The organism is Ohtaekwangia kribbensis, assembly GCF_042676245.1.
Classification (GTDB): Bacteria; Bacteroidota; Bacteroidia; order Cytophagales; family Cyclobacteriaceae; genus Ohtaekwangia; species Ohtaekwangia kribbensis.
Genome location: NZ_JBHTKA010000016.1, coordinates 514606 through 531682, shown reverse-complemented (window position 1 = coordinate 531682; position 17077 = coordinate 514606). Strand labels below are relative to the sequence as shown.

General features: G+C 45.0%; 8 protein-coding genes. 2 read left to right on the top strand and 6 right to left on the bottom strand.

The features are described from left to right. The first annotated feature begins 164 nt into the window (after nucleotides 1–164). The gene (locus ACFQ21_RS30525) at nucleotides 165–752 is read left to right on the top strand and encodes a DUF4202 domain-containing protein (RefSeq protein ID WP_377586660.1); all 588 of its coding nucleotides are present in this window, start codon (nucleotides 165–167) and stop codon (nucleotides 750–752) included. Here the strand turns inward: ACFQ21_RS30525 and ACFQ21_RS30520 are convergent, their stop codons facing one another. Then, nucleotides 753–1127: a hypothetical protein gene (locus tag ACFQ21_RS30520; RefSeq protein ID WP_377586658.1), complete on the bottom strand. Its 375-nt coding sequence runs from the start codon at nucleotides 1125–1127 to the stop codon at nucleotides 753–755. A 683-nt stretch (nucleotides 1128–1810) separates the two neighbouring features. Here ACFQ21_RS30520 and ACFQ21_RS30515 point away from each other — a divergent pair. Beyond that, nucleotides 1811–3727, top strand: a complete 1917-nt coding sequence (locus ACFQ21_RS30515; RefSeq protein WP_377586656.1) for an SPFH domain-containing protein — start codon at nucleotides 1811–1813, stop codon at nucleotides 3725–3727. Between the two features lie 70 nt (nucleotides 3728–3797). Here the strand turns inward: ACFQ21_RS30515 and ACFQ21_RS30510 are convergent, their stop codons facing one another. From ACFQ21_RS30510 to ACFQ21_RS30490, 5 genes are all read right to left on the bottom strand, one after another. Next, the gene (locus ACFQ21_RS30510; RefSeq protein WP_377586654.1) at nucleotides 3798–4688 is read right to left on the bottom strand and encodes a hydroxypyruvate isomerase family protein; all 891 of its coding nucleotides are present in this window, start codon (nucleotides 4686–4688) and stop codon (nucleotides 3798–3800) included. A gap of 30 nt (nucleotides 4689–4718) precedes the next feature. After that, nucleotides 4719–8054: a ThuA domain-containing protein gene (locus ACFQ21_RS30505; protein WP_377586652.1), complete on the bottom strand. Its 3336-nt coding sequence runs from the start codon at nucleotides 8052–8054 to the stop codon at nucleotides 4719–4721. Between the two features lie 27 nt (nucleotides 8055–8081). Further along, nucleotides 8082–11420, bottom strand: a complete 3339-nt coding sequence (locus ACFQ21_RS30500) for a VCBS repeat-containing protein (protein WP_377586650.1) — start codon at nucleotides 11418–11420, stop codon at nucleotides 8082–8084. Nucleotides 11421–11508: 88 nt separating this feature from the next. After that, nucleotides 11509–13371: a RagB/SusD family nutrient uptake outer membrane protein gene (locus tag ACFQ21_RS30495; protein WP_377586670.1), complete on the bottom strand. Its 1863-nt coding sequence runs from the start codon at nucleotides 13369–13371 to the stop codon at nucleotides 11509–11511. A gap of 21 nt (nucleotides 13372–13392) precedes the next feature. Continuing rightward, a complete protein-coding gene (locus tag ACFQ21_RS30490) occupies nucleotides 13393–16923 on the bottom strand; it encodes a SusC/RagA family TonB-linked outer membrane protein (RefSeq protein ID WP_377586648.1) in 3531 nt (1176 codons plus the stop codon). Nucleotides 16924–17077: the final 154 nt, after the last annotated feature.

Genomic DNA, 17077 nt, shown 5'->3' with positions numbered 1-17077 from the left:
GACATCAAGTCGTACTGATTTTACCCCGGAAACAGAACCCCAGGTTCATGTTTGTCCGATGGTTTGATTAGTAAAAAACGGTCAACCTTTTTTAGGGATCGACAAGCTAATTCTTGCAGCCAGCAGCTTGTAGCCTGCAGCCGCAAAAAGAGTATATTTGTACTATGTCCTTAAACGAACGCTTAGAAACTGCCTTTACTACATTTGATGCGTACAATGCGAATGATCCGCATACGGAAATTGTAGGTGGTGTATCTTATCCGAAAGAATTATTATACGGTCAGCGCATGACGGAGTGGTTGAATAAATTTGCTCCGGGTGCACCTGAATATTTACAGTTGGCGGCACGCTGTCAACATATAGGGCGTTGGGAGATTCCGCGCAGCTCGTACCCGATGGATAAAAAAGGTTATCTGCAATGGCGTAACGCTGAAAAATTTCATCATGCTAAAATTGCCGATCAGATTCTTTCAAGCTGCCGTTATGATTTAGAAACAATCGAGAAAGTAAAATTTCTGTTGCTGAAAAAAGAATTGCAGACTAATGCTGATACTCAATTATTGGAAGATGTAATCTGCCTGGTGTTTGTACAGTATTACCTCGAAGATTTTGCTGCACTGCATGATGATGCCAAAGTAATAGACATCCTGAAAAAGACATTGAAGAAAATGTCTGACCGAGCTATTGCAGAGGCAGTAAAAATTCCTGTCTCTGCAAAAGTCGGTGGGTTAATTGCCCAAGCTGCGGGATGATCAATCGACATCCCGTGAAGTTTTCTCTTTTACAAGTTTCCCGTTTTTGTCGAAACGATATAGTCTGGTCTTGAGTGGATCCTGGAATTCGAGCATATAGCCGTTACCGGATTTATCTTTATACAGATTAGCCGTCTCCCATCCTTTATAAGTATCTTCTGATAATGTTTTGCGCAATGAAGCTGGTATATCTTTACTGTTTATGCGAACCATATCTTTGGTATAGGTTGCCTGTGTAGGAACATTGTCCGGTGCAGGATCGCCTTGTTTGATCGGATCTCTAACCGAATCTGCGCGTGGAGCCGGAGCCTGTGCATAAGCAGTTGCCACACTGAACATGGCAGCTGCGCCGAAAGCTAATATGATCTTTTTCATAATTGTTGCATTTATTCACCCTTATAGCTTCCTAAAACTATGCCGGCCAGCTCCGCGCTTTTCGCTTGGTTCTGATGTAGATTTTCATACTCAAGTGGCTCACGCACGACTAGCAGCCATCGTTTGTATCGCCACAAAGGAACCGGCTGAGTTAATGCAATCGATTTTGAATCGTTCCAATCTGTCATTACTACTATCGGACAAACATTAGCAAGTTTTATGTATTCCGAGACACCGTATTTATTCCGCTGCTGTCTGAAAAAAGTATATATTATTCTGATTATTCACGGTTCTCTATCATAAAAATATAGGTATATATAAACTCACTATATATTGATTCTATTGTTTATTAATAGTTACATCCTGTACGCTGACTTAACAAAAAAATAAAAACCAGAATAACGTAACATTCCTATAGCAATAGAAGTTTATTTATGCAGAACTCAGAAACGAAAATGTAGATCGAATTCCTTCCTCTTGAAAATGGCTTTAAGCCGGTGATTTACGAATTCATATAAGCCCGATATATTTAACTTCGCCCTTATAAGCCTCCGCTCCCTCAGCCTCATCATGTATTCCAAAAAATCAAAGCTATACTGCACTGCAGCAGTTGACTATGTATATCTATATCCTTTAAAAAACTAACTAAACAAACTCTAACCAAAATCATTAAAATTCTAATTATGGAAAATCCTGTTTTAAGTTATGTATTGATTGGTCTATTAGTGGCCTGTATAATACTATATAAATTTGTATTGCGATTCTTGTTCGGTATGGTCATCGTGCCGGAAGACAGAATCGGACTTGTTACCAAAAAATTCGTATTGTTGGGTGAACACAGAGAATTACCAGGCGGGCGAATTATAGCTATACAAGGTGAAGCCGGCTTTCAGGCACAAACACTCGCTCCCGGTTTATACTTTGGAATGTGGGTATGGCAGTATGAAGTTACTATGGAACCTTTTACGGTTATACCTGAAGGAAAGATTGGTCTTGTATTGGCAAAAGACGGAGCTGAAATTCCTACCGGGAATATACTCGGCAAAAAGGTTGACTGCGATAACTTTCAGAATGCAGAACAGTTTCTGAACAATGGCGGGCAACGCGGTCGCCAGGCAGAGTATATCACGGCCGGCTCCTATCGTATCAATACATTACTGTTCCAGGTATCGATCACGGATATGATACGCATACAGGAGAGCAGAGTAGGGATCGTTACTGCGTTGGACGGTTTGCCAATTGAACCGGGACAGATAGCTGGTGTTGCTATTGATGGTCACAATAATTTTCAGGACTTCGATAAGTTTATCATGAACAGAGGTAATCGAGGACTGCAACCCCAGGTTATACTTGCCGGTTCTTATAACCTGAATCCGTGGGCTGTTCTGGTAGAAGAGATACCTATGACAGAGATTCCGATTGGATACGTAGGTGTGGTTATATCTTATATAGGTCAGGATGGACACGATCTTACCGGTGCTGAATTCAAACACGGTAACATTGTAGAGAAAGGTTACAAAGGTGTATGGCTTGAGCCACTGGGTCCCGGTAAATATCCGATCAACACATACACTATGAAAGTAGAACTTGTACCTACTACAAACCTGGTATTAAACTGGGCAAGCGCTCGAAGCGAAGCACACAACCTGGATAAAAATTTATCTACGATTACTGTTCGCTCTAAAGATGGTTTCCCATTCAACCTGGATGTAGCACAGATCATTCACGTACCCACTACGGAAGCACCCAAGGTAATTGCACGTTTCGGTAACATGATAAACCTGGTATCACAAGTGCTCGAACCTACAATTGGTAACTACTTCCGTAACTCTGCGCAGGACAGTGACGTGATCGCCTTCCTGAGTACACGCAAAGAGCGGCAGGAATCTGCGAAGTCTCATATTAAAAAAGTACTGGATGAATATAACGTGAACGCAGTCGATACACTGATCGGAGATATAGTTCCTCCGGAGTCGCTGATGAAAACCTTGACGGATCGTAAGATTGCTGAAGAGCAAAAGGTAACGTACGATACACAAAAGAAAGCGCAGGAGACACGACAAGGTATGGAGAAAGAAACTGCTATTGCCGATATGCAGAAAGATATAGTACGTGCCCAGCAAAGTGTTGAGATCGCTGAACGTACTGCAAGTGCCGCAGTTAAAAAATCAGAAGGTGATGCAGCCAGTGTAAAGCTCTCGGTAAGTGCCGAGGCTGAAGCTACAAAACTACGTGCACACGCTGAAGCAGAAGCTACCAAGGCACGCGCTCAGGCAGAATCAGAAGCTCTCAAATTGAAAGCCTCTGCACAAGCTGAACAGATCTCGGTAACGGGTAATGCGGAAGCGGAGAAAATACTTGCCATTGGTAAGTCCACCGCAGAAGCCTACGAGCTTGCCGTAAAAGCACTGGGTGGCGAAAACTTTACAAGGTATAAGATCACGGAAGAACTTTCCAAAGGTCATATCAAACTCATTCCGGATGTATTGATCGGTGGAGGGGCCAGCGGTAACTCGATGGACGGATTGCTTGGACTGAAACTAATGGAGATGATGGATCCAAAGAAGAAAGAAAATCCTGAAGTAAGAAGCCTCGAGTAAGAACGAAATGCTTCAAACAAAAAAGGCAGTGATAAAAAATCACTGCCTTTTATATTCTTACTTCTAAAAATCAAGCTACATCGCAGATCGTTACTCCTTGTTTCAGCGAGGCAATCTTGTCTTCGCGCTTCGGTATAAATTCCTGGGCTACGAAGCCTTTGAAACCTGTTTCAACAATGGCTTTCATAATGGCCGGGTAGTTGAGCTCTTGTGTCTCATCGATCTCGTTACGGCCCGGAACACCACCAGTATGATAGTGTGATATATACTTGTTGAATTTGCGGATGGTAGCGATTACGTCACCTTCCATGATCTGCATGTGGTATATATCGTAAAGTAACTTGAAATTTTCAGAGCCTACTTTTTCACAGAGTGCTGCACCCCATGCGGTATGATCGCACTGGTAGTCGTGGTGATCTACTTTGCTGTTGAGCAGTTCCATGGACATGGTGACTTTATACTTCTCGGCAATTGGCATCAGACGTTTCAATCCGATCGCGCAGTTTTCAATTCCTTTTTCATCATCAAGTCCGTTGCGATTACCGGAGAAACAGATGATCTGGTTCAAACCTGCTGCAGCTACTTTAGGTATAATGTCAGTATAGCTTTTTACAAGTTCATCGTGCAATGCTAGGTTGTTAAAACCTTCGGTAATTCCTTTGCCGGCACCCCACGGCATAGCAGATGTCAACCCATATTTTTTCAACAGCGGCCATTCTTCCGGACCGGTCAATTCAATGGAAGCAAGTCCTATATTTTTAGCAGCCTTGCAAAGATCTTCCAGTGGTATACTGCTATAGCACCAGCGACATACGGAGTGATTTACTTTTCCTTTCAGATTTCCCTCCAGCACAGCTTCCGCTGCTTCGAGGCGATGGGTTAGCGACACTCCTGCGGCCGCTACCGCTGCTGATCCGGCTATTTTCATAATGGCGCTTCTGCGTGATGTTTTTTGACTCATATCTTTCTTCTGGTTAAAGTTCGGCAAAGTTTATCGTTTAAATTCTATCCAGTCCACAGAAAACATGTGGCGATTGGGCGCTTGATCTTTTTTGAATACAAAGTAAAGATCGTTCTTTCCTCCGGGATCTTGTATAGGCGTAGTGATTTCTTTATAGTTTTCCCAGTCTCCGGTAGATTCATAATTCAAGGTACTGATAATCGGTCCTCTTACGGAGTTAACATGCACTTCAATAGTCGCGCCAATTTCTTTAGACGAGTAGCGATAGGTTAACTGCTTCACGCCTTTCAGATCAATATTTTTAAAGACAAAGAATGATTTATGGTGAATGCTGCCAAGGTAATTATCATCACGGTTGATATTGCGAACTATATCTGCTTCTTCTGCCTGCACACGTGCTGGTCTTAATATAAGTGCATCGCTGCCGGAGAGTGGCACTGCGTTGCCGCCCTGATCGGTATATATTGCGCTGAGTGCATAACGACCGCGCGCATCTTTGTCTTTATGTTCTTTGAATGTTACCGTTCCGGAAGTCGGAAGAGTTGCGGCTTGTTGCTTGTCATTTAATGAAAGAACATAGCGAACAATTGCCGAAGCATCTTCACGCGAGAGCTGCGGGTGTGCATTCATGGCATGATCGCCCCATACGCCACCGCCACCGGTAATTACTTTATTGGCAAGTTTTATCACGGCCTTCTCTTTATCCGCCTGATACTTCTTCGCTACTTCCGTGAATGCTGGTCCTACCGATTTACCATTGATCTGGTGACACGCTTTGCAATCGCTGCCTTCCATCAACGATTTACCGAGATTGAAGGACGATATCTGCTGATGTCCGATCTGCTGTCCTACCCTGGGTATATATTTCAACGCGATAAATGTACCGGCCGGATCTATTACTTTATCCTCATTGTCACGGATGGATACCTGGTATAGCAGCGGTTGATCGTCAAAAAAGAACGTGGTGTTGTCAGCAGTTGTAACCGCTACGGCTGGAGGCGTATTCCCTACCCGGATCTGCAGCGTATCGCTATCGCTTTCTCCGGAAGGATCGGTAACTTTTAATATTGCATTAAAGACTCCGTTCTTTTCAAAAGTATATTCTGCGTTGGTAGTTGTTACTTTCTTTCCATCGATCAGCCATTCGTAGGTAAGTTCATCGTCATCAAAATCAACGCTGGGCTTGCTGCTGAAATTTACTTTCAAAGGAGCCAGTCCAACGGTGTCTTTACTCGCTATACGTGCCTCAGGTTTACGATTGCCTCCGTTGTAATCGATACGAACCAAACGCGCATCCACATTATCGATACCATATACCGAACCATACTCCAGCAGATAAAACGAACCCTCCGGTCCTACTTCCATATCGATCGGTCTTCTGAAATCTCCGGTTTTTGGCATGAACGATTCGAGGCGCTTAAAGTTATACTCCGCATCGAGGCGTACTATATATATCCAGTTGCGCATCCAGTCGAAGATGAACAAGCTCTTGTCAAAGTATTCTGGAAATTTAGTATTGGACTTGAGATCAGCATCGTAGTGATATACCGGGCCGGCCATAGCACTGCGTCCTCCGGCACCTACATCCGGAAATTCATTCGAGCGATCGTATGGATACCAGATCATTGCCTTGCGTGCGGGTGGTAATTCTTTTGCACCAGTATTGTTGGGCGAAGTATTGACCGGTTTGTTTGGATCGAACAACGCACCTACCGACTTCGTTGCAAAATCAAATTCATGATACGCTTTGTTATCACCAACAAAGTACGGCCATCCATAATTGCCTGGAGTCTTTGCCTGGTTGATCTCATCGTAACCACGCGGACCTTGTGCACCATCATTACCCGAGTCCGGACCGATCTCGCCCCAATATACTATAGCTGTTGCGAGATCAACCGATATACGATAGGGATTGCGACACCCCATCGCATATATCTCCGGACGGGTTTGCGGAGTTCCTTTCGGGAATAAATTACCGGCTGGTATAGTATACGTTCCATCTTCCTCCGGATGTATCTTCAATATCTTTCCACGAAGATCGTTGGTGTTGGCAGCCGAACGTTGTGCATCATAGGTAATGCGACCTGGTATTTCATCGATTGGTGCAAAGCCATCCGAGGCAAACGGTACAGTATTATCACCGGTAGATATATATAGATTCTTGTCTTTATCCCAGGCGAGTGAGCCGCCTGTGTGGGCACTTACTTCAAGCTCCAGCGGTATCTGCAACAAGACTTTTTCAGATTTCAGATCCAGTACATTATCCTTTCCGATCTTGAACCGGGATACATTCTGATGCGCAGGTTTTGTATCCGGAGTATAAAAGAAATAGATATAGTTATTCTTCTCGTAATCGGGATCGAGGGTCACACCCAGCAAGCCGTTACCAAAGCCTTCTTTGTTGTCGGGCATTACTGTAAACTGGTGCACGAGCTTAGTCGTATTATCCGAAGGCTGGTATACATAGAATTTACCGGCACGTTCAGCAAAAAATACGCGTCCGTCAGGAGTAACAGCAAGTTCCATAGGCTCGTTGAGATCGTTGCTGAGGATTGTCTTGGTAAAGCGATTCTCTTCCGGAGATTTTACGGCATACGCTTTCGCATAATCCAATTTTACATTGGCACCCATTGCATATTGTATACCGCCCAGCAGATGCTTCAGAAACAACGGTTCGCTATATGTTTCTTTTGTATGGCCGCCACCGGTATAGAAGGCGCGACCACCATCGTAATCATGATACCAGGCGATCGGGTGATTATCACCATTTTCTCCGCCATCATAGCTGTCTTCATCCAGCAGGATCAGCGTATTAATACCAGTATAAATACTTTTATAGTTATACCATTCGTCCGTACGCTCCCAGCGGGCGGGTAGACCCTTCGTTGCAAGGTGTGTGGTGTCCACCACGTTCATCGCAGCACTGCGAACGTTCGGGTTGTTCGGGTGGTTGAGAAAATACGCGCCCACCAGTTTGTTATACCACGGCCAATCATATTCCGTATCAGCCGCTGCGTGAATGCCTACATAACCTCCACCGGCCTGTATATATCGCTCGAACGCCACTTGTTGATCAGCATTCAGAACATTACCGGTTGTACTGAGAAATATTACAGCCTTATAGCGCTTCAGTTCATCTTCTGTAAAGATGTGTGCATCTCGTGTTGTGTCTACTTCAAATCCATTTTCCTTCCCCAGCTTTTGAATGGCCGCTACACCGGTGGGAATCGATTCATGATAGAATCCTGCGGTTTTGGTAAATACAAGAATGCGTGGTGTAGATGAATCATCGCAGGCCGTGAAGCCCACTGCTATACACGCCAGCCATACCAGCGTGAAACTTTTCCGAATAAACGTGCTTATCATTTTTACGTCTGAACTATATATCTGAAACTATTGATGAGAATATACTTGTACGGGTTGTTCGTTGATGCCAAAGATTATCGCGTTACCCACGGTTACTGCACTGCGTACATCACCTGTAAGCCTGAAGCCCGAGCGTTGCTGTGAAATATAGTTAAAATTGCCCTGGCCGTCACCCTGTAGTAACATGCCGTAGTTAGCATCGTACTTTCCGAATTTCAATCGCGCGTGGTTAATGTTGCCTCCTAAAATTAAATCTTCCTTGCCATCAGCGTTGTAATCTAGTGGAATAATTACATAAACGGGTGACATCTGCGCCTGCACCGGCAACGTTTTTTCATGGAATTTTCCCTGTGCATCGCTCAGAAAGCATACCGTTTGCAAATAGTTGGCGGAAAGTTTTTTTACACCAGCGAGTTCTTCGGCTGTAAAAATATCCGTGAGGGTTGCATTGCCATAACTTTTATAGTCGGGGAAACGCTTTCGTTTCGAACCGATCTGCTCCAGCAGTTCATCGCGTGTTACATACGGGTAGCTCTTGCCTTGTATATAGGAGCACAGAATAGGATCGACAGAACCGTTGTTGTCAAAATCTTTGTAAAACATTTCGGCAGGCTCTGCATCACTGGCTTTGCATTGCGAATTGAGTCCGATGTTACCAATCACTAAATCAGTTTTACCATCGTGGTTAAAATCTCCGGTCACAATTTTGTTCCACCAACCACTATAGGATTTCGAAAAGTAATCGCGTGTCCGATCAGCAAGTTTACCATTTTCATTTATGAATACGGTTACCGGTATCCACTCGCCTACTACAACCAGGTCATTTTTCTTATCACCATTCAGATCGGTAAAGGCTGCATCGGTAACCATACCTATATTTTGCAGGCTTGGTGACCATGATGCGATGGCATTGGTAAATTTACCTTTGCCATCGTTGATCAGTAAATAACTCTCCGGTGTTTCAGGATAACGTCCGGGTATAACACGACCGCCCACAAAAAGATCAGGGGCACCATCACCATTGACATCGCTAACGCGCACGCAACTTTTACTGGTGTGCATGATGGGTAAAGCATCTGCAGCCCTTGTAAAATTACCCTTGCCATCGTTCATGTATAAACGATCCTGCAACGCATCAGCATCCGGCTCAAAGTGATGATACCCTCCGCTGCATACGTACAAGTCTGCATGGCCATCGGCATTTACATCGGTAAATATCGCATCGGTATCATCATATACTTTGTCGGCAATAAATGCAGGTTGTGCTTTCCGGATAAATTTGCCGCCCTTCTGCTGAAGGAACAACTCACCGGCCTGCTCCACGCCTCCACCGGTATATATATCTTCAAGACCATCGCTATTTACATCCGCCTTTGCCAACCCAGGGCCGTTAAACGACAGTGGATTTACCATCAACGATTGCCGCTTAAAATCGTTGATATAGTCTTGCTGGTGCGTGAACGAAAGTCTTTGTGTTTGCGTAAAGATTGGTTTTGGTGTGACTGCCGGTATATATTTACCGGCTGCATCCTTCTCTTTTACCACCAATACCTGATCCGCTTTCACCTGCTGCAAAAGTTGCTGCTTGCCCGAAAGCCAGATTACCTGCAACGAATCAATCATTGCCTCATCACCCAACCCTATGTGCAACACAGGCGATACCGAAGATTGATACCCGCGTGATGGCATTTGCTCAACCACCTGCGTTTTACCTTTAACCCGTGCAATTATTCTGGCGCCCAGCCCAACCGTATTTTTACCGGCACCCTGTAGTTTAATTTTCAGGTAGTGATGTTTTGTGCGTTGCACGGCATCATTTTGATAGATGAATGCCGGAGCGTTGATGTTATTGACGATAATATCCAGGTCGCCATCGTTGTCCAAATCCGAATACGCGGCACCATTGCTGTTGGATGTTTGCGTAAAGCCCCAGGCTGTATTATTCTTGTTAAAGGTGAGATCACCGTTATTGCGAAATATATAGTTGGTAACATTGGAAGCCGGAATCTGATGCACGAGCTGCAGCACATCTTCACGCATCAATCTTCCTTTCTGCTTTATATAGTTATCCATATACTTTACAAAGTCGAGGTTGGTAAAATCGCGCAGGTAGCCATTGGTTACATAGATGTCTTTCCATCCATCGTTGTCATAATCGGCCAGCAGCGTTGCCCAGCTCCAATCGGTATTGGACACTCCGGCAAGCTGACCAATTTCACTAAACGTTCCATTGCCGTTATTCAGCTGTAGCATGTTGCGCATATACTGGTAATGAAAACCAATGCGAACGTTCAGATCAAACTTTCCATAGTTATCGGGTGCCATCAAAAGCTTTTGCCTGCGATTGTCTTCCGGTAGCATATCCAGGGTATATATATCCGGCTGTGCATCGTTGTTGATATCGGCTATATCATTACCCATTGAAAAATTGGATGTGTGACCGACTACGGATTTCAGTTTATCGGTAAAGGTTCCATTCTTATTGTTGATGTATAGATAGTCGGGTACGTTGTAATCATGGCTGATATAGATATCGCTCCAGCCATCGTTGTTCAGATCAGCAAGTCCTGCGCCCAGTCCGTACGTGAGTGCAGTGGAACTGATCCCGGCTTTGGCCGTTACATCCTTAAAGTAATTATTGTCATTGCGATATAGTCGTACGCCACTTACCGGGTCTTCTTCATGTAACATCTTTGCTGTATTGGCTTCATTCAAAACGGGTAGCGCATTGATGTTGTGATTCAACAGGAACATATCGAGATCGCCATCACGATCGTAATCGAAAAAATATCCCTGCGTACTGGTGGCATCACTGTCCAATCCATATTTTTTTCCTTCCTCCTTAAACTGCGGAATGCCCTTCGCATCATTACCGGTATTGATATATAGCTGGTTCAATCGTCTTTCGGGGCGCAGGTTACCGGAGTAGCAAACATATATATCCAGTTTGCCATCACCATTTACATCGGCCATGGTAACACCTGTTTTCCACGGACCATTACGTGTGGCAATGCCGGCGGCCTGTGTTATATCCGTAAACTGCATGTTGCCCTGGTTGAGATATAGCTTGTCTGCAGCCATGTTTGCCGTAAAGTATAGATCGTCAAGACCGTCTCCGTTGAGATCGCCTGCAGCTACACCTCCTCCATTGTAAAAGTATTCGTAGATCAATACGTTCGTATTGAGTCCTTCGGTAAGTGTATTGCTGAAATTGATGTGCGTACTTTCCGGTGGCAATAACCTGAAGAGGGTTTCAGGTGCCGGCTTCGCAGGTGCCTCCTGGTTTGGTTGCGTTGTATCACGACAGCCTGCTATACATATACATATTATGAATACCAGCAGGTATTGGTGGGATGGGCGTTTCAAAGTAGTCAGGATGTAGTTAAACATATAGAATCTATACCCACGCTGCACGCATGAGTATAGATTCTAAATATAGTCTACTTCAGACGAATTAGTATCCCGGATTCTGAACTAATTTATTGTTACGGTTTATCTCATCGCGGTGAATCGGCAGATAGTACATCTTATCAAGCCACGCACGGTTTTCAATACCCGGATCAATATTCAACGGTTCATATTTATAGTTATAGTTATCCGGATCGTATTTATAGATGCGTACATCTTTTCCAGCCTTCAACGTAGCCGTTATATTGATACGTCCTGCTTTTTGCCCGAGTGTTTCAGGTGCTATCATCCACCTGCGCGCATCGTGATACCGGTGTTCTTCATAGGCAAGTTCTACTCTTCGTTCATTGCGATAGCGGTCACGCAGCGCTGTACCGGTCTCCGCAACGGCAGGCATACCCGCCCGGAAGCGTATCTGGTTTAACCACAATATTGCTTCGGCTTCTTCACCTAATTCGATGCTGGCTTCTATATAATTCAGCACAGCTTCGGTATAGCGCAGGAATGGCCACGGCACTTGCTGGCGTGTATTCTGATCAACGATAGCCGGATTCGGATCAATGAATTTCTTCATATAGTACCCGGTACGTGTACCGTTCCAGTCTTCAATGGAACTCTGGCGGGTGTCCAATCCGAAATAAGACACCACACTGCCGGAGCTGTTTACGATCTGATACTGTCCGGTCTGTATCTGGTTGTATGGATCTTTACCGGCCGCATCAGCGGTGCGTGGTTTCCACGGAGCACCATCATATAGCACGGTTGCATAGAAGCGCGGATCGCGATCGGTATAGGGAGCTGCTGCATGATCCGCATTGTTCCAATCGAACTCGGTACCATCCATCATCTCATAATCATCTACCAGGTTTTGTATTGGTGTATTACCTGCCCAGTTGTGATAACCATTCGGGCCGTTGTTACGACCAACCCATGCACCACCTTCATCTTTTGCATTGATGAAATAGCGGGCAAAGATCAACTCTTTTTCACCACCGTTTCTGGCCATGGCTATATTTGAATAGTTGGATGTTCCCTCTGTAGCGGTAACAGGAGCTACCAATCCAAAACCAAAGGCATAGCTGTTCAGATCAACAACTTCTTTCGCTGCATCTCTGGCACGCTGCCAACGCTCTTCGCGTGTTCCGCTGGTATAGCCCAGTAATTCAGGGTTTGAAAAACCAGCTATATCAGATGAGTTAGCAGAAGCTGTAGGCATATCGTGCAGATCACTGGCTGCGTATAGTAACACACGTGCTTTCAGCGCGAGCGCTGCTGCGCGCGATGTTCTTCCGGCTGCCATGGTTTTTCCATCCAGCAATTGTGCAGCCTGATCGCAGTCGCTTACAATGAAATCAACACATTCTGCAAATGTATTCCGTTCAATTGTATAATCGGCTTCACCCAATTTATAAGTTCTGTCTACAATCGGTATACCTCCGTAGTAACGCAGCAACTGGTGGTGGAAATAAGCGCGCATAAAATATGCTTCTCCTTTTAACACATTTGCTTCGATCGAACTTGTATTTTCAAATTGAGGTGTTGCTAAATTTTCAATGGCCAGGTTACACGCACGTATACGCTGATACATGTTGGTCCAGTTCAACGTATTGTTCACCCAACCTATATCGGCCGGGTTGGAACGTGCTTCCGTTATTGTGTTGATACCGCGACCGGGATGGGTAAATATAGCTTCATCCGTAAGGGATGCGAGCATCTGCTCATCAAATCCGCCATTACCCAGGCCGTTGTATATATCGGTAACAAAGGCTTGTGCAAGCCCCGGATCTTTCCAAACATCTTCAGACGGTACTTCGTTCAGAGGTTTGGTGTTTACAAAGTCATCGCTACAACCTGCAATGGTAAACAAAGCGATGATCGTTCCAAACGCTATCGTGCTACGCTTTATCATATTCTTCATGGATAAGGTTGTTTAAAATGTTACCGTTAAACCTGTATTCAGAATTCTTGCCTGCGGATAATACTGGCCGGTACCACCGGTTGATTCCGGATCGAATACATTGAACTTATCGAATGTGAGCAGGTTCAGTGCATTGACATATACGCGCAGGCTTCCTATGCCTACACGGCTTGCCAATGTAGATGGAATGGTATAGCCCAGCTCGAGGTTTTTCAAACGGATATAGTCTGAACTTCTTAACCAATAGGTGTTATTGTTCGAGTAGTACTGATTGCTTCGGTCGGCAATGCGCGGATGTTCGCTGCTCGGGTTATCGATGGTCCAGCGGTTCTTGTATACATCCAGCAGGAAGTTACCAATACTTCCGGATTCACCGGTACTCACATATACCTGCGCACCGGCAGCGCCCTGGAATAATATAGAGAGATCGAAGTTCTTATAGCGCGCCCCTATATTTAAACCACCCTGGAAGAGCGGAATGTTGGTGCGGTCGTTACGAACGCGATCGTCTGGCGTAATCTTTCCGTCATTATTATAGTCTTTATACTTCATATCACCCGGACGAAGTGTATTGGTGATAGCCGAGTAATCCAATGTCTCAGCAGCAATGTCCTCCTCGGTTGCAAATACACCATCGTACTGATACGCGAGGTACGTATACATCGGGCGTCCGGTAGTGCGTTGCCATTCCGGTGCACCGGGTGCTTCATCCCAGTATATAACTTTGTTCTGGGCATAACCACCGTTCACGCTGATGTTGTATGAAAGTTCACCAACCTGTCCGTTGTAACCAACCTGGAACTCCCAACCTTTGTTATTTACCTTGCCTATATTTTCAGCAGGCAATGTCATACCGGTTGTTTGTGGTACGGATGCGTTCTTGCGCCAGAGTATATTACTGCGCTTGTTCCAGAATACATCGAACGAGAAGTTGATCTTTCCTGCAAGTAATGCACCTTCCAGACCGAGGTTGAAGTTGTTGGCAACCTCCCACGTAACGGTCGGGTTCGGTACGCGTGTCTCATATATAGTTCCTACTTCCTGTCCACCGATGATATAGCTTCTGAAAGCATTGGTAGAAAGATATTGGTACTCCTGCAATTCATCACCGTCAATAACACCGTTACCATTTACATCATAGTATATCTGATCGTTACCCAATTGTCCCCATGAACCGCGGAGCTTCAGGTAGCTTACCACGTTTACATTGTTCTTCCAGAAATCTTCTTCAGATATCTGCCATCCGCCCATTATACCCGGGAAGAAACCATAGCGTGTATTTTCCGGGAACATATAGGAGCCATCGTAGCGCCACAGGAATTCCAACAGGTATTTTTCCTTGTAGTTATAGGCAACGCGACCGAAGTAATTGATACGGGCCCTTTCCCATCCGCCACCATTTGCATTTCGCTCGGCATTACCACCGGCAATCAGCTGATCGACTGATGATGAAATAAAGAAGCGTCTGTATGCATTGAAGTAGTCGTTATCAATGGTCTCGCGGTTGGTACCGGCCAGAAAGGTAACAGCATGATCATTGAATGATTTTTCATAGGTAATGATACCGCCCAGCAATACGTTTAGCTGGTCTTCATCGCTTTGTGTAAGGCGTGGCTCAGAAGGACCGCGTTGTCCCTTGGATAATTTCGGTGTAACGCCATCCGCTTCGTACGATACTTTGTCCCATGTATATAAATACCAGGGTATCTCCCATTTCTTGGTACGCTTTACATATTTATCAACGGAAGCTGTTCCGGTAAATTTCAATCCTTTTACCCACGGTATCGTTACATCTACAGATCCATTGGTTTGTACATAGTAACGCGTATCGCGATCATAACCGGTTTGGTTCGTAGTAATTACAACCGGGTTTTCACCGTTCTCGATATCCGGTCCGGGTAAACCGTTTGGCCAGTAAGCCGGTTGCGTAGGTATACCGCGCATCTGCATTCTGAATATAGCACCTGCACTGCGTGTAGGGTAGAACCTGTTTTCCTGGCGACCTAATATACCGATGGTTGTTTTTATATACTTGTTTATGTTGGCATCGAGGTTAACGCGTATATCATACTGCTTGTAACCGGTTGCTGCATTCTTATAGTATGCATCCTGGTTCTGATAGCCGAGTGATGCGAGGTATTTGAAATTTTCTGTACCACCGGTGAGCTGTAAATTATGGCGCGACTGTGGCGACCATGTTTTTAATGTAGCACCATACCAATCGGTATTCGGGTGTCCCCAGGGATCAGAACCATCTCTGAATTTTTGAAAATCATCCGGAGTATAGGGAGCATCCACTACTGTCCCATTCGGACGGGTATAGCTACCGGTTTGTTTGAATGCTGTATTGGCTGCTGCCCATTCGTCTACCGGTAAATTGAATATCTCCAGTTCATTTCGCATTTCAGCAAACTGAGTCGCATCAGCAAGTTCGGGTACAACGGTTGGCTGCGCCCATCCCTGGTTAAAGGAATATAGTATCTCCGGTTTACCGGTTTTACCACGCTTGGTCGTGATGAGTATAACTCCATTGGCAGCACGCGATCCGTAGATAGCCGCAGATGCATCTTTCAATACCGATATACTTTCTATATCCGCAGGGTTAAGACGCTCTATACCACCCGCACGTGCCGGTATACCATCAATTACAATCAGCGCATCGTTACTTCCCAATGTATTTGATCCGCGTATGCGAATGCTGGAACCATCGTAACCTGGCTCACCGCTGCGGTTCACCGCAATAACACCGGGCATGCGGCCTGCTATGGAGTTTGTTAAATTTACTGCGGGTGATTTAACAAGGTCTGATCCTTTTACCGAGGCAACCGACCCAGTAACAGTCTCTTTCTTTTGTTCACCATATCCCACAACCACTACTTCTGATAGCTGCTGTACATCGGCTACGAGTGTAATATCAACCGTAGTACGGCTCGCTATATCTACTTCTTGTGTAATATAGCCTATAAAGCTAAATACAAGAGTAGTATTTCCATCGGGCACTTCGAGACTATATTTACCATCTGCATCGGTTGTGGTTCCTATCGTGGTGCCTTTCACCAATACGTTAACACCCGGCAGTGGCTGGTTTTCCGCATCGGCTACGCGGCCTGCTATAGCAACCGGTGCCAGTATAGCTGAAGTCTCTTCCGCAGTGGTTTCTTCTTCTTCTTCATCGGCTGTTCGTACCTTGTTCAGCACGATGCGATCTTTTATTACCTGGTACCGGATATTGAGCGGACCGAGCAGTCTGTTCAAAACCGATTCCAGTTTTTCTTTCTCGGCATGAAAGGAAACTTCTTCCTTTATGGAGATAAAGTTCTTGCTGTACACAAACCGAACAGAAGCACTTTTTTCTATTTTATCCAGTGCTTTGCTCAGACTCGTCCTTTCGACCGTAAGGGTAATGCTCCGATCTAAGAGGCTTTGTGCTTTGCCGACCTCCGCGCGGGAAATGCCCGTCAGGATCAACATAACGGCAATCTGGCTCAACGTAATTCGCATAATTTTGCTGAGGTTGATGTGCGTTTGTAAAATCTCTTGCATAATTTTGATTGTTTCGTTTTTACAAATGAGACAAGATGCCCCCATCCTGATTTCCACATCTGAAACAGGGGCACATTTAGTTTTTGATTAGGGGTGCCGCAATCACTCCTAATCTCTTTTTAGGGGGTATAGATTTACTCTTGCATACGTTAGG

Bases quoted from the DNA above. Each gene is read 5' to 3' on its own strand.
- ACFQ21_RS30505 (WP_377586652.1), bottom strand. From the start codon at position 8,054: ATGATAAGCACGTTTATTCGGAAAAGTTTCACGCTGGTATGGCTGGCG.
- ACFQ21_RS30510 (WP_377586654.1), bottom strand. From the start codon at position 4,688: ATGAGTCAAAAAACATCACGCAGAAGCGCCATTATGAAAATAGCCGGA.
- ACFQ21_RS30520 (WP_377586658.1), bottom strand. From the start codon at position 1,127: ATGAAAAAGATCATATTAGCTTTCGGCGCAGCTGCCATGTTCAGTGTG.
- ACFQ21_RS30490 (WP_377586648.1), bottom strand. From the start codon at position 16,923: ATGCAAGAGATTTTACAAACGCACATCAACCTCAGCAAAATTATGCGA.
- ACFQ21_RS30525 (WP_377586660.1), top strand. From the start codon at position 165: ATGTCCTTAAACGAACGCTTAGAAACTGCCTTTACTACATTTGATGCG.
- ACFQ21_RS30495 (WP_377586670.1), bottom strand. From the start codon at position 13,371: ATGATAAAGCGTAGCACGATAGCGTTTGGAACGATCATCGCTTTGTTT.
- ACFQ21_RS30515 (WP_377586656.1), top strand. From the start codon at position 1,811: ATGGAAAATCCTGTTTTAAGTTATGTATTGATTGGTCTATTAGTGGCC.